This is a genomic window from Kosakonia cowanii JCM 10956 = DSM 18146 (assembly GCF_001975225.1).
GTDB classification, from domain to species: Bacteria; Pseudomonadota; Gammaproteobacteria; order Enterobacterales; family Enterobacteriaceae; genus Kosakonia; species Kosakonia cowanii.
On the sequence record NZ_CP019445.1, the window covers coordinates 524,366 to 545,313 of the forward strand.

20 protein-coding genes are annotated in these 20,948 nt (G+C 56.7%); 9 read left to right on the forward strand and 11 right to left on the reverse strand.

Going from position 1 to position 20,948, the window contains the following annotated elements; all coding sequences use genetic code 11:
- Window positions 1–2 precede the first annotated feature (2 nt).
- Window positions 3–740 carry a DNA replication protein DnaC gene (gene dnaC, locus BWI95_RS02450; RefSeq protein WP_023480325.1) on the forward strand — a complete coding sequence of 246 codons (738 nt, stop codon included), beginning with the start codon at window positions 3–5 and terminating at the stop codon, window positions 738–740.
- Between the two features lie 218 nt (window positions 741–958).
- Window positions 959–3,247: a phosphatidylglycerol--membrane-oligosaccharide glycerophosphotransferase gene (gene opgB, locus BWI95_RS02455; RefSeq protein WP_076768947.1), complete on the forward strand. Its 2,289-nt coding sequence runs from the start codon at window positions 959–961 to the stop codon at window positions 3,245–3,247.
- Between the two features lie 34 nt (window positions 3,248–3,281).
- Here opgB and tsr read toward each other — a convergent pair whose 3' ends face one another.
- Window positions 3,282–4,946: a methyl-accepting chemotaxis protein gene (tsr, locus tag BWI95_RS02460; protein WP_054802765.1), complete on the reverse strand. Its 1,665-nt coding sequence runs from the start codon at window positions 4,944–4,946 to the stop codon at window positions 3,282–3,284.
- Between the two features lie 339 nt (window positions 4,947–5,285).
- On the opposite strand from tsr, the gene BWI95_RS02465 reads away from it, so the two are divergent.
- From BWI95_RS02465 to yjiA, 3 genes are all read left to right on the forward strand, one after another.
- Entirely contained in the window at window positions 5,286–7,439 is a 2,154-nt protein-coding gene (locus BWI95_RS02465; protein ID WP_076768948.1) for a carbon starvation CstA family protein, read from the forward strand.
- Window positions 7,440–7,501: 62 nt separating this feature from the next.
- Window positions 7,502–7,705, forward strand: coding sequence for a YbdD/YjiX family protein (locus tag BWI95_RS02470; RefSeq protein WP_054802764.1), 204 nt, complete (start codon window positions 7,502–7,504; stop codon window positions 7,703–7,705).
- A gap of 10 nt (window positions 7,706–7,715) precedes the next feature.
- Window positions 7,716–8,672: a GTPase gene (gene yjiA / locus BWI95_RS02475; protein ID WP_054802763.1), complete on the forward strand. Its 957-nt coding sequence runs from the start codon at window positions 7,716–7,718 to the stop codon at window positions 8,670–8,672.
- 461 nt (window positions 8,673–9,133) lie between these two features.
- Here the strand turns inward: yjiA and BWI95_RS02480 are convergent, their stop codons facing one another.
- Window positions 9,134–10,504: an NAD-dependent succinate-semialdehyde dehydrogenase gene (locus tag BWI95_RS02480; RefSeq protein WP_054802762.1), complete on the reverse strand. Its 1,371-nt coding sequence runs from the start codon at window positions 10,502–10,504 to the stop codon at window positions 9,134–9,136.
- A gap of 335 nt (window positions 10,505–10,839) precedes the next feature.
- On the opposite strand from BWI95_RS02480, the gene BWI95_RS02485 reads away from it, so the two are divergent.
- The 3 genes from BWI95_RS02485 (at window position 10,840) to BWI95_RS02495 (ending at window position 12,916) form a co-directional block, all read left to right on the forward strand.
- Entirely contained in the window at window positions 10,840–11,361 is a 522-nt protein-coding gene (locus tag BWI95_RS02485) for a VOC family protein (protein ID WP_054802761.1), read from the forward strand.
- A gap of 120 nt (window positions 11,362–11,481) precedes the next feature.
- On the forward strand, window positions 11,482–12,246 hold the full coding sequence (locus BWI95_RS02490) for an AraC family transcriptional regulator (RefSeq protein ID WP_054802760.1): 765 nt from the start codon (window positions 11,482–11,484) through the stop codon (window positions 12,244–12,246).
- Window positions 12,247–12,292: 46 nt separating this feature from the next.
- Complete coding sequence (locus BWI95_RS02495) at window positions 12,293–12,916, forward strand: LysE family translocator (RefSeq protein WP_054802759.1); 624 nt, start codon at window positions 12,293–12,295, stop codon at window positions 12,914–12,916.
- A 4-nt stretch (window positions 12,917–12,920) separates the two neighbouring features.
- Here the strand turns inward: BWI95_RS02495 and BWI95_RS02500 are convergent, their stop codons facing one another.
- The gene (locus BWI95_RS02500) at window positions 12,921–13,226 is read right to left on the reverse strand and encodes a type II toxin-antitoxin system RelE/ParE family toxin (RefSeq protein WP_054802758.1); all 306 of its coding nucleotides are present in this window, start codon (window positions 13,224–13,226) and stop codon (window positions 12,921–12,923) included.
- Window positions 13,213–13,485, reverse strand: coding sequence for a type II toxin-antitoxin system RelB/DinJ family antitoxin (locus BWI95_RS02505; RefSeq protein WP_042714565.1), 273 nt, complete (start codon window positions 13,483–13,485; stop codon window positions 13,213–13,215). Before BWI95_RS02505 ends, BWI95_RS02500 begins: the two co-directional genes overlap by 14 nt.
- A gap of 85 nt (window positions 13,486–13,570) precedes the next feature.
- Between BWI95_RS02505 and BWI95_RS02510 the strand changes: the two genes are divergently transcribed.
- On the forward strand, window positions 13,571–14,851 hold the full coding sequence (locus tag BWI95_RS02510) for a DUF445 domain-containing protein (RefSeq protein WP_054802835.1): 1,281 nt from the start codon (window positions 13,571–13,573) through the stop codon (window positions 14,849–14,851).
- Window positions 14,852–15,003: 152 nt separating this feature from the next.
- Here BWI95_RS02510 and BWI95_RS02515 read toward each other — a convergent pair whose 3' ends face one another.
- From BWI95_RS02515 to BWI95_RS02545, 7 genes are all read right to left on the reverse strand, one after another.
- Window positions 15,004–16,068 (reverse strand): DUF2955 domain-containing protein, encoded by a 1,065-nt coding sequence (locus tag BWI95_RS02515; RefSeq protein WP_054802757.1) that lies wholly within the window; start codon window positions 16,066–16,068, stop codon window positions 15,004–15,006.
- A complete protein-coding gene (locus tag BWI95_RS02520) occupies window positions 16,058–17,125 on the reverse strand; it encodes an HlyD family secretion protein (RefSeq protein WP_076768949.1) in 1,068 nt (355 codons plus the stop codon). Before BWI95_RS02520 ends, BWI95_RS02515 begins: the two co-directional genes overlap by 11 nt.
- Before the next feature lie 4 nt (window positions 17,126–17,129).
- Window positions 17,130–17,597: a MarR family transcriptional regulator gene (locus tag BWI95_RS02525; protein WP_042714558.1), complete on the reverse strand. Its 468-nt coding sequence runs from the start codon at window positions 17,595–17,597 to the stop codon at window positions 17,130–17,132.
- A gap of 99 nt (window positions 17,598–17,696) precedes the next feature.
- Entirely contained in the window at window positions 17,697–18,113 is a 417-nt protein-coding gene (locus tag BWI95_RS02530; protein WP_054802834.1) for a FosA family fosfomycin resistance glutathione transferase, read from the reverse strand.
- A 14-nt stretch (window positions 18,114–18,127) separates the two neighbouring features.
- Complete coding sequence (locus BWI95_RS02535; protein WP_076768950.1) at window positions 18,128–19,366, reverse strand: type II toxin-antitoxin system HipA family toxin; 1,239 nt, start codon at window positions 19,364–19,366, stop codon at window positions 18,128–18,130.
- Complete coding sequence (locus BWI95_RS02540) at window positions 19,366–19,683, reverse strand: helix-turn-helix domain-containing protein (protein WP_206616705.1); 318 nt, start codon at window positions 19,681–19,683, stop codon at window positions 19,366–19,368. Before BWI95_RS02540 ends, BWI95_RS02535 begins: the two co-directional genes overlap by 1 nt.
- Before the next feature lie 121 nt (window positions 19,684–19,804).
- The gene (locus BWI95_RS02545; protein ID WP_076768951.1) at window positions 19,805–20,857 is read right to left on the reverse strand and encodes a DUF1176 domain-containing protein; all 1,053 of its coding nucleotides are present in this window, start codon (window positions 20,855–20,857) and stop codon (window positions 19,805–19,807) included.
- Between the last annotated feature and the right edge of the window lie 91 nt (window positions 20,858–20,948).

Here is a 20,948-nt window from a genome sequence, read left to right on the forward strand (position 1 = left end):
CGATGAAAAACGTTGGCGAATTGATGAAGCGGCTGCAAAAGATGATCCCGGCTCACGTCGAACCGGCGTTCAAAAACAGCGAAGAGTTGATGGCCTGGCAAAAGCAGCAGGGCGAACTGCGCTCTGCGGCGCTGGAACGTGAAAACCGCGCCATGAAGATGCAGCGCACCTTTAACCGTTCCGGCATCCGTCCTCTGCACCAAAACTGCTCTTTTGACAATTATCGCGTCGAGACGGAAGGCCAGATGCGCGCCCTCAGCCAGGCGCGGCAGTATGTCGAAGAGTTTGATGGCAACATCGCCAGCTTTATCTTCTCCGGCAAACCGGGCACCGGCAAAAACCATCTCGCCGCCGCCATCTGCAACGAACTGCTGCTGCGCGGTAAGTCGGTGCTGATTATCACCGTGGCGGACATCATGTCGGCGATGAAAGAGACCTTCGGCAACCGCGAAAGCAGCGAAGAGCAGTTGCTGAATGATTTGAGTAGTGTCGACCTGCTGGTGATCGACGAAATCGGTATGCAGACCGAATCACGCTACGAAAAAGTGATCATCAACCAGATTGTCGATCGCCGCTCCTCTTCAAAGCGCCCGACCGGCATGCTGACTAACAGCAATATGGACGAAATGAATAAGCTGCTCGGCGAACGCGTGATGGATCGCATGCGTCTCGGCAACAGTTTGTGGGTCATCTTCAACTGGGACAGCTACCGCAGCCGCGTCACCGGTAAAGAGTACTAAAATCAGCGCCTTCAACGCCGCGTTATCCCCAATGCGGCGTTTTACCCCTTTCACGCTGTGCGATAGCGATCACCTTTCCCGCTTTCTAAACCAATTCTGAATAAACCACCGATAAGATGACACTACAATTGCAGGCAGGTGACATCGTCATTAAATTATATGCCCTGTTACAAATATTCATGACCAGTAATATCTCTGGCGCTTTTGAGGAATAACGGTTGTCCGGATTGCTCTCCCTTGCCCTGTTTATCGCCTCCGTGGCGATTTATGCTACGAAAGCGGGCCGCAATAAGTGGTGGTTTAGCGCCACGCTTCTCGTATTAGGCCTGTTTGTTCTATTAAATATCACCCTTTATGCCAGCAACTACTTTACCGGCGACGGCATTAACGATGCGGTGATCTACACCCTGACTAACAGCCTGACCGGCGCGGGTATCGGCAAATATCTGCTGCCCGGCGCAGGCTTAGTGCTGGCGCTGGTCGCTCTGTTTTGCGCCCTCGGCTGGGTGCTGCGCCGTCGCCGCCATATGCCCCACCATTTTGGCTATAGCCTGCTGGCTTTGGCGCTGGCCTTAGGCTCGGTGGATGCCAGCCCGGCGTTCCGCCAGATAACGGAGCTTGTGAAGTCGCAAACCCGCGAAAGCGATCCCGATTTTGCCGCCTGGTACAAAGTGCCCGCAAAGCAGATCCCCAACCCGCAGCTGAATCTGGTCTATATCTACGGCGAAAGCCTCGAGCGCACCTACTTTAATGAGGATGCTTTTCCCGGACTGACGCCGGAGCTTGGCGCGCTGAAAGCTGAAAGCCTCGATTTTAGCCATACCGAACAACTTCCCGGCACCGATTACACCATTGCCGGCATGGTCTCCTCGCAGTGTGGCATTCCGCTTTTCGCGCCGTTCGAAGGCAATGCCTCCGCGTCGGTCTCCAGCTTCTTCCCGCAGAATCTCTGCCTCGGCGATATTCTGAAAAACTCCGGGTATGAGAACCACTTTGTGCAGGGGGCGAACCTGCGTTTTGCCGGTAAAGATGTGTTCCTCAAATCTCACGGTTTTGACCATCTGATTGGCGCCGAGGAGCTGAAAAACCAGGTCGCGGATCCCAGTTATCGCAATGACTGGGGCTTTTACGACGATACGGTGCTGGATACCGTCTGGCAGCAGTATGAATCCCTCTCCCGCGCCGGTAAGCGCTTCTCCCTGTTTGCGCTGACGGTGGACACCCACCACCCGGACGGCTTTATCTCCCGCGGCTGCGAGCGCAAAAGCTACCGTTATGACGATAAAGTGAACCAGTCATTCAGCGCGGTGACCTGCAGCCAGCAGAATATCGCCAGATTGATTAACCGCATCAAAGCGTCGCCGTGGTTTAAAGATACGGTCATTGTGGTCTCGTCCGATCATCTGGCGATGAACAACAGTGCCTGGAAATACCTGAACAAACAGGATCGCAGCAATCTCTTCTTCGTCCTGCGCGGCGACCAGCCGCAGCAGGATCTCTCCGGCATTAAGCGCAGCACACTGGATAATGGCGCGACCGTGCTCGATATTCTCGGCGGCGACAACTTCCTCGGCCTCGGTCGCAGCAGCCTCTCCGGGCAGTCGCTCTCCGGCGTCTTCCTCAACATGAAGCAGAAGGTGCTGGCGTGGAAGCCGGATATCATCCGCCTGTGGAACTTCCCCAAAGAGATGAAGGATTTCACCATCGATGGGGAAAAACAGACCATCACCTTCTCCGGCAGCCAGTTCCGCCTGCCGCTGCTAGTGCGCGTGTCGGAGAAAATCGAGCCGTTGCCGGAGAGTGAATACTCCGCACCGTTGCGTTTCCAGCTGGCGGATTTCGCGCCGCGCGACAACTTTGTCTGGGTCGATCGCTGCTACAAAATGGCGCGGCTCTGGGCACCTGAACTCGCACTTTCAACCGACTGGTGCGTATCGCAGGGTCAACTTGGCGGCGAACAACAGGTGCAGCGCGTGGATAAACCGCAGTGGCACGGGAAAACGGCTTTTAAACAGACAGTTATCGATACTGCCCGCTACCAGAAGAGCGTCGATACGCTGAAGATCCTCGATGATGACATTCGCTATAAAGCCGACAGTTTTATTTTTAATGTCGCGGGCGCGCCGGAAGAGGTGAAACAGTTTAACGGCATCTCACGCCCGGAAAGCTGGGGGCGCTGGTCAAATGCCCAGCTTGGTAAAGAGGTGGCCATTGAATACCAGCAGCCGTTGCCAGCACAGTTCGATCTGGTGATCACCGCGAAAGCCTTTGGTGATAACGCCAATCGCCCAATCCCGGTACGTGTCGGCAATGAAGAGCAGATGCTGACGCTGAGTCATAAAGTGAGCACTACCACGCTCCATTTCACCAATCGCGCGGGCAGTAACAAGCTGGTAATTGTGCCGCCGGATCCGCAGTCGACCAACGAAGGGAATATCCTCGGTCATGCGCCGCGTCAGCTGGGGATTGGTCTGGTAGAGATAAAAGTGGTGAAACGCGAAGGGTAAAAGCGCGCCCTGCAGAGCAGGGCGCAGCGGGAAATCAGAAGGTTTCCCAGTTTTCGCCAGAGGTGGTCGCGACCACTTTACGCGGCAGCACTGCCGGCGCAGCTTTGTTACCACCCGATGTTTTCGCAGCAGCGCGCTGCTCGTTCATCAGGCGGAACACGGCAACCGCTTCGGTCAGACGGCTGGCCTGCTCTTCCAGCGCGGCGGCAGCCGCGGCAGACTCTTCCACCAACGAGGCGTTCTGCTGCGTCACGCGATCCATCTCGGCAACGGCAAGGCCAACCTGGTCGATACCGCGGCTCTGCTCATCAGAGGCAGAGGCGATTTCGCCCATGATATCGGTCACGCGGGTAACGGCGTTAACGATCTCATCCATCGTTTCACCGGCGCTCTCAACCAGCGTGGAACCCACTTCAACGCGACCAACAGAGTCTTCAATCAGGCTCTTAATCTCACGCGCCGCCTGGGCACTGCGCTGGGCAAGGTTACGCACTTCACCAGCAACCACGGCAAAACCACGGCCCTGTTCACCGGCACGCGCCGCTTCTACCGCGGCGTTAAGCGCCAGGATGTTGGTCTGGAAGGCAATCCCATCAATCACGCTAATAATGTCAGCGATTTTCTGCGAACTGGCGGTGATATCACGCATGGTCTGCACCACGTTATCCACCACTTTGCCGCCTTTCTGCGCCGTTTCCGACGCGCTCAGCGCGAGATTGCTCGCCTGACGGGCGTTTTCGGCGTTCTGTTTCACCGTCGCAGTCAGCTCTTCCATGCTGGCAGCGGTCTCTTCCAGAGAAGCGGCCTGCTGTTCAGTACGTGAAGAGAGATCGTTGTTACCTACGGAGATTTCGCTGGCACCGCTGTAAATCGCGTTAGCGCCATTACGCACATCGCTGACGGTGCGCACCAGTTCGCCCTGCATATGACGCAGGCTGTCGGCCAGCACGCCCATTTCGTTGGAGCCCTGCACTTCAATGCGCTGGCCCAAATCGCCACCGGCGATATGGCGAATGTTGTCGATCAGGTGGTTCAGCGGTGCGATCAGCGCACGTTTGATACCGACCCACACGGCGATGATCACCAGCAGCACCACCAGCAGCACGCTGATAATGATCCAGATAGCAGAACCGTAGGAGCTCTCACTGTCAGCCACGGCGGCGTCATACAGACGATCGTTCTGCTGTAAGTAGGAGACATACTGCTTCTCGAAGCCATCCTGGTAGCTTTGCGTCGGCTGATCGAAGAACTCGTTGATCTTGCCTGCGCCAAGTAACTGGATCAGATCCGCCAGCGCGTTGTGGTAGATATCGTAATTACGCTTGATCTCCGCCGCCGCCTCTTCGCTCTGACGCGGATCGCGCGGCAATGCCTGGTAGGCATTCCAGTTCACTTCCGCCTGTTTCAACGAGGTGCTGGCAATCTGCATCAGTTCCGGAACGGTCGCGCCGCTGCCGATATTGTTCTGATCCATCATGTAGCGGATACCCGCGCGGTTCAGGGTGTTACGGGTTTGCAGCAGCGCAACCCAGCTGCCGTTAAGCGTGGATTGTTGCTGACGAATGGTTTGAAGGACGGTGAAGTTTTCTTTGTCTTGCTTTAGCGAATTAAAGAACAATCCGCCGGAGGTGAGTTGTAAAAGGCCAAATAATCCGAGTACCAGTAACAAGCTGGTCACGATTTTGATGCGCGTTAACATATCATTCTCTTTCCTTATAGATAGTAAGTAGATTTTCGGCCTGGCGGGGAAAAACTTTATGGCTAAATGCACTATTTTGTAGGGATATTATTAGCGCCATCAGCTTGTTACGTTGGCTAAACTGTGGCGATCTTACGTGATCTTGCTCACATAATTTTTCGGAATAGTTGTAGTGTAAAACCTCTTAGACCCACTTCGATACCGCTCACCGCGCTTATATAACCGCTCGGCAAAATCGCCCCCTTTCACGCGCGTGATTTGCCATCATGGCGGGCAGCATTTGTCCTGTTTAACACCACACACATCTCTTCCCTATTTCTGATAAAAACCAGGTCTGCTATGGATACAAAAAAACTCTTTAAGCACGTTCCGTGGGTCATCCTTGGGGTAATCGGTGCTTTTTGTCTGTCGGTCGTCGCGTTACGCAGGGGTGAGCATGTCAGCGCCCTGTGGATCGTGGTCGCCTCCGTCTCTGTTTATCTTGTTGCTTATCGTTACTACAGCCTCTACATCGCCCAGAAGGTGATGAAACTCGATCCAACCCGCGCCACATCTGCGGTGATCAATAACGACGGTCTTAACTACGTACCAACCAACCGCTACGTGCTGTTTGGTCACCACTTTGCCGCTATCGCCGGTGCCGGCCCGCTGGTCGGCCCGGTACTCGCCGCGCAGATGGGCTACTTGCCCGGCACCCTCTGGCTGCTGGCGGGGGTAGTTCTGGCGGGAGCGGTGCAGGACTTTATGGTGCTGTTTATCTCCTCACGGCGTAACGGTGCCTCGCTCGGCGAGATGGTTAAAGAGGAGATGGGCCGCGTGCCGGGTACCATTGCCCTCTTCGGCTGCTTCCTGATCATGATTATCATCCTGGCGGTGCTGGCGCTGATTGTGGTGAAAGCGCTGGCAGAGAGCCCGTGGGGCGTCTTTACCGTCTGCTCAACGGTGCCGATTGCGCTGTTTATGGGCATCTATATGCGCTTCCTGCGACCGGGTCGCGTCGGCGAAGTGTCAGTAATCGGCATTGTGCTGCTGGTAGCGTCAATCTGGATGGGCGGCGTGATTTCGCAAGACCCTTACTGGGGCCCGGCGCTGACCTTTAAAGACACCACCATCACCTTTGCGCTGATTGGCTATGCCTTTATCTCTGCCCTGCTGCCGGTGTGGCTGATCCTCGCCCCGCGCGACTACCTGGCAACCTTCCTGAAAATCGGCGTGATTGTTGGCCTGGCGTTGGGGATCGTGATCCTCAACCCGGAACTGAAGATGCCTGCGGTAACGCAGTATATCGACGGCACCGGCCCGCTATGGAAAGGCGCGCTCTTCCCGTTCCTGTTTATTACCATCGCCTGTGGCGCGGTCTCCGGCTTCCATGCGCTGATCGCCTCCGGTACCACGCCGAAACTGCTGGCCAATGAGACCGACGCGCGCTTTATCGGTTATGGCGCGATGCTGATGGAGTCCTTTGTGGCGGTGATGGCGCTGGTGGCAGCCTCCATTATCGAACCGGGCCTCTATTTCGCCATGAACACGCCGCCTGCGGGCCTTGGCATCACCATGCCAAACCTGCATGAGCTGGGCACCGAGCATGCGCCGATGATCATGGCGCAGTTGCAGGATGTCACTGCGCACGCCGCGGCGACGGTCAGCTCCTGGGGCTTTGTGATTTCGCCAGAGCAGATCCTGCAAACCGCGAAAGATATCGGTGAACCTTCCGTGCTCAACCGCGCAGGCGGCGCGCCAACGCTGGCCGTCGGTATCGCCCACGTGTTCCACAAAATCATCCCGATGGCGGATATGGGTTTCTGGTATCACTTCGGCATTCTGTTTGAAGCGCTGTTTATTCTGACCGCGCTGGATGCGGGCACCCGCGCAGGCCGCTTTATGCTGCAGGATCTGCTGGGTAACTTCGTGCCGTTCCTGAAGAAAACCGACTCGCTGGTGGCCGGTGTAGTGGGTACTGCCGGTTGCGTTGGCCTGTGGGGTTACCTGCTCTATCAGGGCGTGGTCGATCCATTAGGCGGCGTGAAGAGCCTGTGGCCGCTGTTCGGTATCTCTAACCAGATGCTGGCCGCCGTGGCACTGCTGCTCGGCACCGTGATCCTGGTGAAGATGCAGCGCACCAAATACATCTGGGTAACGGTCGTTCCGGCCACCTGGCTGCTGATCTGCACCACCTGGGCGCTCGGCCTGAAGCTCTTTAGCAGCAATCCGCAACTGGAAGGCTTCCTCTACATGGCTAACCAGTACAAAGCGAAGATTGCCGCGGGCGGCAGCGAACTGAGCGCAGAGCAGATTGCCAACATGAACCATATCGTGGTGAACAACTACACCAACGCCGGGTTAAGCATTCTGTTCCTCGTGGTGGTTTACAGCATCATCTTCTACGGCATCAAAACGTGGCTCCAGGTACGCAATAACACCACGCGTACCGATAAAGAGACGCCGTATGTGCCGGTGCCGGAAGGCGGCGTCAAAACCTCTTCGCACCACTAATCTCAACCCTGTGCCGGAGCGGGCTCGCCCCTCTCCGGCATTACCAATATCTGGATGCGCGAATGTTTGGTAACTTAGGCCAGGCGAAAAAGTACCTTGGGCAGGCGGCAAAAATGCTGATTGGTATTCCGGACTATGACAACTATGTTGATCATATGAAAACCAACCATCCCGATACGCCCTATATGACCTACGAAGAGTTTTTCCGCGAGCGTCAACAGGCGCGTTACGGCGGCGATGGCAAAGGCGGCGTCCGCTGTTGTTAAAGGAGAGTCCATGACACCTGTTGCAGTTACCCTGCTGACCGGCTTTCTCGGTGCCGGCAAAACCACCCTCTTGCGTCACATCCTTAATGCACAACACGGCTATCAGATTGCGGTTATCGAAAATGAGTTCGGCGAGGTCTCCGTTGACGATCAGCTGATTGGCGATCGCGCCACGCAGATCAAAACCCTGACCAATGGCTGCATCTGCTGTAGCCGCTCGAATGAGCTGGAAGATGCGTTGTTGGATCTGCTCGACAGGCTCGATCGCGGCGAACTCCACTTTGATCGGTTGGTGATCGAGTGCACCGGCATGGCCGATCCCGGCCCGATCATTCAGACCTTCTTCTCCCATGAGATCCTCTGCCAGCGCTATCTGCTCGACGGCGTGATTGCGCTGGTCGATGCGGTGCATGCCGATGAGCAGATGAACCAGTTTACGCTGGCGCAATCGCAGGTCGGTTACGCGGATCGTATTCTGCTGACTAAAACCGATGTCGCCCCGGATAACGCGGCGCTGCGCGAACGGCTGGCCCGCATCAACGCCCGCGCGCCCATCTACACCGTGACCCGCGGCGATATCGATCTGGCGCTGCTGTTTAACACCAGCGGTTTTATGCTCGAAGAGAACGTGGTCGCCGCCAAACCGCGCTTCCACTTTATGGCCGATAAGCAGAACGATATCAGCTCGATTGTGGTGGAACTGGACTACCCGGTGGATATCAGCGAGGTGTCGCGGGTGATGGAGAACCTGCTGCTGAGCTTTGCGGAAAAACTGCTGCGCTACAAAGGGATGCTGTGGATCGACGGCGAGCCGAACCGCCTGTTATTCCAGGGCGTGCAGCGCCTCTACAGCGCGGACTGGGATCGCCCGTGGGGCGACGAAACTCCGCATAGTACGCTGGTGTTTATCGGCGTGCAGCTACCGGAGGAGGAGATCAGAGCGGCGTTTGCCGGGCTGAAAAAGTAACTGCCTGTTGGCGCTACGCTTATCAGGCCTACAAAAACACACCAGCACGTATGTAGGCCGGATAAGGCAAAGCCGCCATCCGGCAAAAAACCGAATGGCGACCCACAGTGGATATGGGGTCACGCGTAGGCCGGATAAGGCAAAGCCGCCATCCGGAAAAACCGAATGGCGACTCACAATGGACATCGGGTCACGCGTAGGCCGGATAAGGCAAAGCCGCCATCCGGCAAAAAACCGAATGGCGGCCCACAATGGATATGAGGTCGTGCGTTTGCCGGATAAGCGCAAGCGCCATCCGGCAAAAAACCGAATGGCGACTCACAATGGATATGGGGTCACGCGTAGGCCGGATAAGGCAAAGCCGCCATCCGGCAAAACCGAATGGCGGCCCACAATCGATATGGGGTCACGCGTAGGCCGGATAAGCGCAAGCGCCATCCGGCAAACGACGCCAGCTAAGGCTACTGACGCACCACTACCAGCTTCTGGTTCACAAACTCTTTGATCCCCAGATCCGACAGCTCACGCCCAAAGCCCGAGCGTTTCACCCCACCGAACGGCAATTCTGCCGCGGTATCGGTCAGCCAGTTGATGTAAACCATCCCGGTTTCAATCCGCGAGGCCAGCCCTTTCGCGCGCTCAATATCCCGGCTGAAGATCGCCCCGCCAAGGCCATAATGGGAGTCGTTCGCCAGGCGCAACGCCTCTTCATCGTCTTGCACCACATAAACCTGCGCCACCGGGCCGAAGAACTCTTCGAAGTACGCCGGGTTATCACGGGTAATGTGAGTCAGGATCGTCGGCTCAAAGAAGTTACCTTCGCTGTTCGCCGGTTTACCCCCGAAGTGGAGTTTTGCCCCCTTCTGCACCGCTTCACTCACCTGTTTGCTAAGGGTCTCCAGCGCATCTTTCGATGATAGCGGCCCAAGCGTGGTGCTCTCATCAAGCGGGTCGCCCATCTTCACCTGCTGGAAAGCGTCGGTGAACTGGCGCAGGAACTGATCGGCCACTTTCTGGTGCACGATAAAACGTTTCGCCGCGGTACAGACCTGCCCGGCGTTTGCCAGACGCGCCTGCACGCCTGTTTTCACCGCCTTCTCCAGATCGGCGTCGTCGAGCACGATAAAGACGTCGTTACCGCCCAGTTCGAGGGTCGATTTTTTGATGTGCTTCGCCGCCTGCGACGCTACTGCACTACCCGCTTTTTCCGAACCGGTCAGGGCTGCGCCCTGCACGCGCGGATCAGCGATAATCGCCGAGACCTGATCGGAGGAGATAAACAGGTTGGTCCATGCCCCTTCCGGTGCACCCGCTTCACGCACCAGGTGGGCGAAGGCTTCGGCGCAGTGCGGCACGATGCTGGCGTGCTTACAGATCACCGGGTTACCGGCGGCCAGGTTCGGGGCCAGCACACGAATGAGCTGGTAGTAAGGGAAGTTCCACGGCTCGACCGCCATGATGATGCCGATCGGATGGTGCTCAACCCAGGCATCGCCCAGCTCGGTGTCATATTTCACCGGGGCGAGGAATTTTTCCGCGTTGTCCGCATAGTAACGGGCGATCTGCGCACAGATCTGCACCTCGCTGCGGCTCTGGGCAATCAGTTTCCCCATCTCCTGGGTGGCGATTTTCGCCAGCTCCTCCTGATGGCTCTCCAGCAGGTCAGCCAGTTTATGCAGTACCGGCAGCCGCTGGTCGATGCTCCCTTTTGCCCACTCGGAGTGGTAAAGGGCGTCAGCCTGGCGCAGCGTCGCCTCAATATCGGCATCGCTGTGGTTCGAATACGCTTTAATCAGCTGATTGTTGAAAGGATTCACTGTCTGGTAAGCCATATGGGTCTCCTTAATTTACCGCTTAGGGTAATAAGGGTAGTAAAGCGTCAGGAGGCGTGAAGTAAAGTTGAGTATATCCGGAGTGTTCTTATGTTTCATTTAGCGTGATATTTTTGCCGCCATGAAATATAAAACTCAAACAAGAAATTAAAAATCAAATACTTATATTATTTTGAAAGTAAGAGAATCTTATTTAACCCTGAACTATTTCTGGATAAGTAAATAAACGCTCCTGCCTGTCACTTTTTGTTCAATTAAAGCTTAATTAACGCCGATTTATTTCCACCCCGCCGGCATCCGCTATGCTTAATACCACACAAATAACAGGAGGAAATATGCAGCAGAGCATTCGCGGGATCGATCATATTGGTATTACCGTGCCGGATATAAAAGCCGCCACCCGTTTTCTTACCGAGGCATTAGGCGCGGAGTTGATTTACCAGTCCGTCGCACCGGAAGATGAGGATATTGATAGCGAAGCACAGCAAAAGACGCTGCGGCTGGTGCCGGGCACGGTGATCAAAGCGGTGAGCATGCTCAAGCTGCAACACGGGCCGGGCATTGAGTTGTTTGAAATGCAGGGGCCTTCACAGCGTGAACCGCTGCGGGCGAACGACTTTGGTCTGCAACACTTTGCGGTCTATGTCGACGATATCGATGCCGCGCTGAAACAGTTTGCCGAAGCGGGTGGCGAAGTGTTTACCGCGCCGCAGCCACTCGGTTTCCCGACCGAGAAGGGCGACGGCAACTGCTTTTGCTATGGCCGCACGCCGTGGGGCAGCATCGTCGAATTTATCGCTTATCCAACGCCGATGCCCTATGAGCGCGACACGCCGCTGCGCCGCTGGAAACCGTAACCATTAGTCCGAAGCAGGCTTTGAACAGCCCCACCCAATGTGGCGGCTTCTGCATAACGCGTTTCGCGATCCCAGGCGCGCTGTGCTATACCGGAAAACCGCTCCAGACCGAGATGATGAATAGCCGTGACTCGCGATATCGCACAAACCTTTTTCCGCTCAGCGGCGCTGCCCGGCGTGGAGCTGCGTAGCACCCGCAACAGCACGCAGGCGTATAAGCGCCACCGCCACGCAGAACTCTCCATTGGCGCGATTATCGAAGGCCAGACCCGCTGCGTCTGCCATCAGCAGGAGTACCTGCTGCGGCCAGGCGACCTGATTATTATCCCGGCCCTGACGCCGCACAGCTGTAACCCGCTCGCCGGGCAGCCACGCAGTTACCATATGCTCTATCTGGCAGATGAAAATCGTGGCCAACAGGTGATTCGCGACCCGCAGTTGTTCAAACACTTCCTGCATATTGTCGCGCTGATGGAGAATAACCAGACGCAGGCATTGCAAGGAGCCATCCAGACTCTGCTCGACGCCCTGCCGCAGGTACCTGATGATGAACCGCTCCACGCGATCAGCGAGCAGGTGCAGATGGCGTTGCAGGAGAATTTGCAGCAGCCACCGACGCTGGATGCGCTGGCCCACGCCTTTTCGCTGCGCAAAGAGACGCTGATCCGCACCTTCAAACGGGACACCGGTTTAACGCCCGGCAGCTTTCTCAACCTCGCGCGCGTTGAGTTCGCTAAAAGCCGCCTGCGCGCCGGGGATAAACTGGCAGATGTCGGCTACCAGAGCGGTTTTGCCGACCAGAGCCACTTTCATAAAACCTTTGTCAGCTACACCGCCGCCACGCCGCGCCAGTACGCGCTCGGATCAATATCAGACAATAAATAGCGCCGCACAGCCGCTATGGTGACCGCAACGTTTATGCGAGGTCACTATGGATATCTTTCCCGCCGCTTTTCCCGCCCTGGCGCTGGCGCATTTTGTCGCGCTGCTCAGCCCCGGCCCGGACTTTTTCCTGCTGATAGGTTACGCCATTCGTTACCGCCTGCGCGGCAGCGTCGGGCTCTGCATCGGCATCGCTTTGGGTAACGCGCTCTATATTCTGCTGGTGATTATCGGGGCCAGCGCGCTGCGCCACTTCAGCGGGCTGTTTACCGCCATCGAACTGCTCGGCGCGCTTTATCTGCTGTGGATTGGCTCACACCTGGTGCGCAGTCGCCCGCAAACGCTGGCGCTGGATGAGACGCGTCAGCGCTGCCCCGGCATCGGTAAACAGTTTTTACTTGGCCTCGGCTCAGCGCTGCTTAACCCGAAAAACGCCCTCTTCTACCTGGCGCTGATGACCGCCCTGCTCGGCCCGGATGTGACGCTACTGCAACAATCTGTCAGCGGGATCTGGATGGTAATGGTAGTGCTGCTGTGGGATGTAGCGCTGGTCAGCCTGATTGGCCTGCCTGCGCTGCAACGGCGTCTGAGCCGCAGCATCTGCTGGATAGAGCGCATCGCTGGCGTAGTGCTGATGGTGTTTGGCGGGTGGATCTTATGGAAAATCCTGTAAGGCGTTATTCGAATAGCTCGGCATGGGTACCCAAATCGGTGAATACCACCAGATGCTTTTCGTCATCAAGGCGATAGACCAGCAGATAGTCGCCGCCGATATGCAGTTCGCGAAACCCCTGCATATTTCCGGTTAAAGCATGATCGTTATAGTGGGCGGGAAGCGGGTTGCCGGAGAGCACCATCGACATGATAGCAGCCGTCTCATGCATGTCCCGGCGTCCCGCTTTGTTGTATCGCTCCCAGGCCTTCACAAAGGTTTTGGTGTAATCGGAGCGGAATGGCAGGCGCGCGCGTTTACTCTTTCCCATCGTTTAAGCTGTCCATTAGCTGTTCAACACTCTCAAAGCGCCCCTGCTTTTGCGCGGCGATCTCTTCGGCCTCAACCATTGCGTTACGTAACCGGGCGGTGGGTTTCGCGGTGATTTCAAAAGGTATCCCTTCGTTTTTAACAATTTGCTCAGCAAACAGGCGTATCGCCGTGCTCCAGTTAAGGCCGCAATTTTCAAGCACCAGCCCGGCGCGTGCTTTAAGTTCGCTGTCGATACGCGATCGGATAACAGAATCCATATAACCTCCTGTGCGTTTGTGGGCACAGTGTAGCTACAAAATTGATTCTTTGCACCTTCGCCTCGTCTCGCTCTATGCTTATCAGATGGAAAAATTAGCTGAACTGAAGCGCGCCAAACGACTGGCGCTGTCGCTGCTGCTGATCGCTGCCGCAGTATTTGTTACCACTCTCTTTCTGCCGGCAAACTTCTGGGTGAGCGGGATCAAAGCCATTGCCGAAGCGGCGATGGTCGGCGCGCTGGCCGACTGGTTTGCGGTGGTAGCGCTGTTTCGCCGCGTGCCGCTGCCGTTTATTTCTCGCCATACGGCGATTATTCCGCGCAATAAAGACCGGATTGGCGACAATCTTGGTCAGTTCGTGCAGGAGAAATTTCTTGATACCCAATCGCTGGTGGCGCTGATCCAGCGGCATCAGCCCGCGCAGATGATCGGCGTCTGGTTCAGCCAGCCGGAGAACGCGCAGCGCGTCGGCACGCATCTGTTGCAAGTGATGAGCGGCTTTCTCGAGATGACCGATGACAGCCGTATTCAGCGGCTGATCCGCCGGGCGGTGCACAAAGCGATCGATAAAGTCGATTTAACGCAAACCAGCGCCCTGATGCTGGAGAGCCTGACACGTAACAACCGCCACCAGAAGTTGCTGGACACGTTAATTACTCAGTTGATTGCGCTGTTGCAACGGGAAAATACGCGTACCTTTATCGCCCGGCAGGTGGTGCACTGGCTGGAGACCGACCATCCGGTGAAGGCGAAAGTGCTGCCGAAAGAGTGGCTGGGGGAGCAGAGCGCGGCGCTGGTCTCTGATGCGGTTAACTCCCTGCTGGATGATATCAATGCCGATCGCACGCACCAGATCCGCCAGGCCTTCGATCGCGCGACGATGAAACTGATCGCTAACCTGAAAAGCGATCCGGAGATGGCAGAGCGGGCGGAAAACATCAAAGAGTATTTGAAGAACGATGAGGCGTTTAACCGCTACGTTGGCGAGATGTGGGGCGATCTGCGCAACTGGATGAAAGCGGATATGCACTCCGACGATTCAAAGATGCAAAAGCGCATTAGTGAGGCCGGGCTGTGGTTTGGCGAAACGCTGCTGGCGGACGGCGCGCTGCGCGCCTCGCTTAACGAGCACCTCGAACAGGCGGCCCATCGCGTCGCGCCGGAGTTTTCGGCTTTCCTGACGCGTCATATCAGCGACACGGTGAAGAGCTGGGATGCGCGGGATATGTCTTACCAGGTGGAGCTCAATATCGGCAAGGATCTGCAATTTATCCGTATCAACGGCACGCTGGTCGGCGGCTGTATTGGCCTGATTTTGTACCTCCTGTCGCAGATCCCGGCGCTCTTCAACCTCTCTGCCCTCTGAGTTGCCGGATGGCGGCTCACGCCTTATCCGGCCTACAAAAGCGAACCGTAGGCCGGATAAGCGCAGCGCCATCCGGCAATTAATCCCCTCGTGCGGCCAACAACATCGCCATACCGTAGGCCGGATAAGCGTAGCGCCATCCGGCAATGGGTTCACTCCTCAATCACAAACCGTGTCGCTTCAAAGCGGTTCAAAATCAGGTGCACCAGATAGACCATCGTCAGGGTCGCCACCAGCGAAACGGTGACGGAGACAATACGGTACAAATCACTGAACACCAGGTCGGTGTCCGGGTGCAGATTCTGGCCAAACATAATGCCGATGGTGGTGACGCTGGCGAAACCGACGCCCGCGCCCACCTTCTCCATCACATGCAGCCGCGCGCTAAACGCCAGCCCAAGGCCGATCAGCGGCATCATCAACAGCATATGGCTGCTGTGGTTATAGAGAATCAACTGCACCAGCAGGATGTAGAGACACGCCAGCACCACGCCCACCACGCGCCATAACGAACTCAGCACCGAGCCGCGATAGTGCATCGGAAAGAGGATCAAAATGCCCGCCATCAATGCCGAAAGCGAATCGCTCAGGTCGCTCATCTGGAAGACAACAAAAATCATCGTCGCCACCGTGCCGGAGAGCAGCGATTCGTGGCGTACTCGGGCAGCGTTTTTCTCAATCAGCGGCGGACGGGTGCGCGGCTCGACGTCCGGCAGCAGAAAGTGCATCAGCGCGCTAAGAACGACGGCCATAATACTGGCCTCAATATTGGAAAAGAGCAGCGTGTGCCAGTCGCTCGACGGGTAGCTCATAAAGTTGAGCATCGTGCTCTGGCACACCACGCCGGTAGAACCAAAGAGAAACAGCGGGCCTTTGCTCATAAAGCGAAAACGCATTACGTAGAGCCCAAACACCACCAGCGTCATGATCACCGGCCACTGCATCAGATAGCCGATGATAAACACCATTTCGACACAGTTAATCACCGCGCTGAACACAAACTGTTTGGCGACGTGGCGGTTAAACACCGGCACCAGCGACAGCAGCATCACCGGGTAGATGACATAGAAGACGCCATACTGCGTGTTGTAAAAGCTCGACACGCTCAGGGCGATCATCCCGGAGAAAACAATGCGCAGCGTCTGGCGGAAATCATTCGCCGTGTAGACGATATTGCCGTGCGGCGTAAAGACGCGGGCCAGCGTGTTAATAGACATAGTGCAGCAGGCTTACCAGGCGGATTTGCAGCCCGGAGAAGAAGCGGGCGAAGATCCCTTCGCTGTTATAGAGCTGCACCGTGGCGCGCGCGCCGGTCGGCAGTTCTTTTGGCAACGGCTCATCCAGCGCCACATGAATGCGCATGCGCTGCGCATCGCGCACCCAGCGGTTGGAAGTTTCCGGCTCCGAAAGCTGACCGTTTACCGCTTCCTGCCCGGCGAGTGTGCCCGCATCGCTGCTGGTGACATGCGCGTGGAATACCTGGCCCGGCAGCGCATCAAACACTACCGCCGCATCGGTGCCAATATGGGTATGGCGCAGGCTCTTTTCACGAAAATCGGCGACGATATCGCTCTTTTCATGCACCAGTGCCAGCGACGCGCCGCCCGCCTGGGCATAAAAACCGGGGCTGAGCTGCAGGTTGCTGACCGTGCCGTCTGCTTCGGCGCGCACCTGCGTCCAGCCAAGGTTTAGCTGCGCCTGTTGCAGGGCGTTGCGGTATTTTTGCAGCGTGACGTTATGCGCCTCATCACGTTCACCGCGCTGAATACGCAGTGCTTCAATGCTGGCGTTAAGGTTCGTCACCGACTGCTCACTCCCCTGCCAGGTGGTGCGCACGTTATCAAGGTCGGACTGCGAGACACTCTGCATTTTGCCGAGTCGCTGATAACGCTCAAAGGTGACGCGATTATTCTGCGCTGTCAGCTGCGCCGTTTTCAGGCTTGCCTGCGCGGCGGCAATCTGCGCGTCGAGCTGTTGATTGGTCAGACGCGCTTGCGCCAGCGCAATCTCCGCGGCTTCAACCTGGTTTTCAAAGGGAGTAGCGTCGAGCCGGTAGAGCAGATCGCCGCGCTTTACCCGGCTGTTGTTCTGCACGTAAACCTCAGAAACATAGCCAGAGACGCGGGCGGAAACCGGCGTCACCACGCGCATCACGGTGGAGTCCGGCGTTAGCGGGATCCAGATATCGGCGACAATAAAATAGACAAACATCAGCAGGAAAGAGGCAATACTGACCCTTACCCAGCGGGCAAATTTTTGTTCAGGCGTCATCATTTTCTTATTCGGTTTTATTATCTTCTTCGCGCATCACGCGCAGATTACAGGCGAGTTGGCTCAGCGTAGCGCTGAACTTTTGCAGATCTTCCGCCGGGATACTCTCCGTTGCCCGCAGCTGACAGGCTTCAATCACTTGTGTGATTTTCTCCAGCAGCGCGCACCCTTTGGCGGTCAATTTCAGCAGGCGGATGCGCTTGTCGTACGGCGATGTCGTACGCGCAATCAGCCCCTGCGTCTCCAGTTGGGCGAGCGTGCGCATCAGTGGCGGCAGTTCAATGCCCTGCACTTCCGCCAGCTCGCTGACCGAAACATTGTCCCCCAGTTGCTGCAACTGCATCAGCACCGTCCAGCTCGACTGGGTAATGCCGGTGTCGCGCAGGGCATGATCAATGGTCGCTCGCCACTGGCGCACCACCATTGCCATGCGCATTCCCAGCGGCCGGCGAGCAAACAGTTCATCTTCGGTCATTACGTCCCCTCACATTAGCGGAGGGGCACGATAAAGGTTATCAGGGTAAGTATCAAGAAACGGCGGGGCAAAGAGCATGGATTGTGAAAGGCGCGGAGGTCAATCAAAAAACACCATTCCCTTATAGGGCTTCGCGCGACAAGCCGCCAGACGCTGCGCCAGATCGCCGACGTGTGCTTCCAGCTTATGACCGTCCGGGTCAAGGAAGTAGTACGATGCCCCTTCGCTTTTGTTCACCTTCCAGCTCACCACGCCCGCCTGTTCCAGCCGCGTGATAAACGCTGCCAGTTCGTGCTCGCCAATGCTAAACGCGTAGTGGGTGTAATCCCTTTGATCGGCAGTAACAACCCGGCGCGCCTCATCGACGGAGAGGCAAATCCAGATATCGCCGCAGGTGAGATACGCGCCGTTATCCCAGCGTGCATGCAGCTTCAGGCCGAGCAACTGATGGTAGAAATCGACGCTGCGCGCCAGGTCGCTGACCGCCAGCGTAAGGTGGTTAAGGGTAGTTAGCACGGTCTCGCTCTCCATTAAAAGTTAAACGCCGAAGCCATTCTTTCCTGCTCGCTGCGCGCGATGCCCAGCGTTTCAGCATGGCTGCGCCACTGGCTTACGCTGCTTAATACCTCTTGTTTAATCGCGTGCGCTCGTGAACTACTCAACTGGAAAAAATCGATAACTGACATCGCCAGTTCAAACTCGAGGCTGTTATCGCTATCGCTGATATTAAGATGCAACCCTTGTGCATCCGGCACCGGATTAATGTCATAAGCGGGCGACAAACGCCAGCCACCCTGCTGATAAATAAAACCGTGATTACGCAGGTGATCGTCGTTATTAGAAACGGCGATATTGAAAACGATGCGTCGCCATAGCTGGGCTAAATCGTCGCGGCTGCGGGCACCCTTTTCCGTCAGGAACTGCGCCAGCTCGAGGTAGGAGGCCTCGTAATCACCATCGTAATAACCAAGCTGTGTCATCGCAGAGGTAAAGTGCAGACGGGAATCGGACGTTCTGTCAAAACGCTTAGTCAGGAAGGTGTGGTATTCACTCTCGAAGCGCTCGATGCGGCACTCTGCCATATCGATCCCCGCATTACGCGCCAGTTGCCAGGTCAGAAACTCCCACGCCGCAATGTCGTAATCATCGTAGCGGCTGGGGAATTTGGCGATCCATAAATGATCATCTTCATCACGCACGCTGGCTTTAGGCCGCGCGCCGCCCAGCGAGGAGCCCGGCGACATCAGCATTTCCAGCCATTTCAGGTACTCAGCATCGTCACGCTCGTCATGCCGTTCGACCTGCTCTGCCGCATGCGCCAGCTCTCTTAACGAGGTCAGTGGTGGTGCCGCTAGCCGGTGGTTATCGTCAAGAAAAGTGCCGTCTGGATCGCGTTTGAAGCGCAGCGCGCCCTGGCGGTGAAAATCATGCACCCCCAGCAGAAAATCGATTTCGCCCAGTTGCCGTGGACGACGCGCTTCATGCCGGGCAAGGATAGCCTCCCGCCGTTTCATCAGTAGCCGCCCCCAGCGATCCGGACAGGAGTCGAGAAAAACGCGAAAATTTCGTGATGCCTGGCTGTGCTGCTCGCCGGAGTAGAGTTCCAGGTCGGGATCGACTTTCTGCGCGAAGGGCGATATCAGCCACTCATCGTCATAGCGAAAACTAAAATGCTCGCCATTGCGTATCCTGTCTGCGCGCAGCAGGCCAACCCGCGCAGGCTCGGCAAAATCTTGCCAGTCGGCATACACCCAAACATCCGTGGTCATTAACGCGGCTCTCCTCTCTTCCTTAAAAGCTCTATATCCTGCAACTTGCGCCCCAGTTCATCATCCCTGGCAAGCAGAAGAAAATCATCGACCAGCCCGAGTACGCCAAGCACAGCCACATAGTGCCCAAGCGAAACCCCCGGGTCGCCCTGCTCGATTTTTCGCAAGGTGAGACGGCTTAACCCCGTTCGTTCCGAGAGCATAGTCTGAGTGAGTTTTCGGCGTTTGCGGGCGAGTTTGATGTTCTCACCAAACTGCGTAAGCACTTGTTGATGGCGGGGGAAGATAACCGCGCTGCGTTTATCTCTTGCTGTCATGGTCACTATACTTACCATTAATATTGAATTTGGTAAGTATAGTGACCATGAAATCGAAGGTAAAGTATATAAAATGAACACCACCGCATTCTTTTATCAGGTCGCGGCGGTGCTCAGAGGGTTATTTCGCGGCTTTCACCTCGGCGACAAACTCGGGTAGCTCCCAGGCACCGCCCGCGCGGATGCCGCGGCACAGGCCGGTGGTGCCTTCGCTGCTCCGACGAAACGCTTCGCCGTCCCACACCCACTCGGCTGATGCCCAGCAGTCGCCAATTCCGCGCCCGCGCTGCGCGAGGGTGATGGCACCATTGCTGTAGTCGGTTCCCGAGCTGGTGACGAATTGCGGTTTCTCTTGCAGGGCGTTGTCGACCACCCAGTAGCCATACCCTTCGTTATAGGCGGCACGCCAGCAGAGTGCGGAAACCAGGCCATGTTTGGCGTCCAGCGGCGTCAGGGTGAGGTCATTATCGCCCTTAACCGTCTCCTCTTCCGGGTTGGCGAGCCGGTCGCAGTCATCATCTTTACCGAGTGTCGCGAGCAACTGTGGCGTCAGTTTTTTTGCTTCGGCTGCGCTAAGAGTACGCGCCTCGCCTTTGCTTACGGTTGCGGCCTGGATCACCGGGGCGGCGATCGCGGCGGTAACGGAGGTTTCAGGCTTATTGCCTTTTTTACTCAGTGCGCCCGGCGTGCCGATGCGCCCCTGCACATCGTCAACCTTCAGCAGCGCAGCAGAAGCGCCGTCGCCAGAGAGCACAAACGGTTTCGCGCCGCCTCTGAACTCAACTTTGCCACTGCCCTTCACCGCAGCAATCATCTGCGTTGCCTGCTCGTCCGTCAGACGCCAGGTGTCGTTATCGCCAGGGGTTAACGCGCCGAGCGATTTGCCGTTGATCCACAGCGCCAGTTTCGTCGGCGACGACGGCGGTTCACTCTCGTCCATATCTGCCAGCACCACCTGCACGGTGACCGGGGTTTGCGGCCCCGCTTTACGGGTGATCAGCACCGAACCGGTTGGGTCGTCCTCCACACTGTAGCCCGCTGCGCGGCAGGTCAGGGTGTTATCGCACACCACTTGCCAGTCTTTATGTTCGAACGAGACGCTGGCAGGTGCCGCCAGCGCAGGAAAGCTCAGTGTCGCTGCGGTTATCAGCGCTGCGGTGATACTGCTTTTCATGCCATCACTCCATAATGAGAAAGGCGTCAGGGGTGCGAAAGAGAATCAGGAAAATGATGAGGCGAGAGAGTTCTCGCCTCAGAAAAGCACA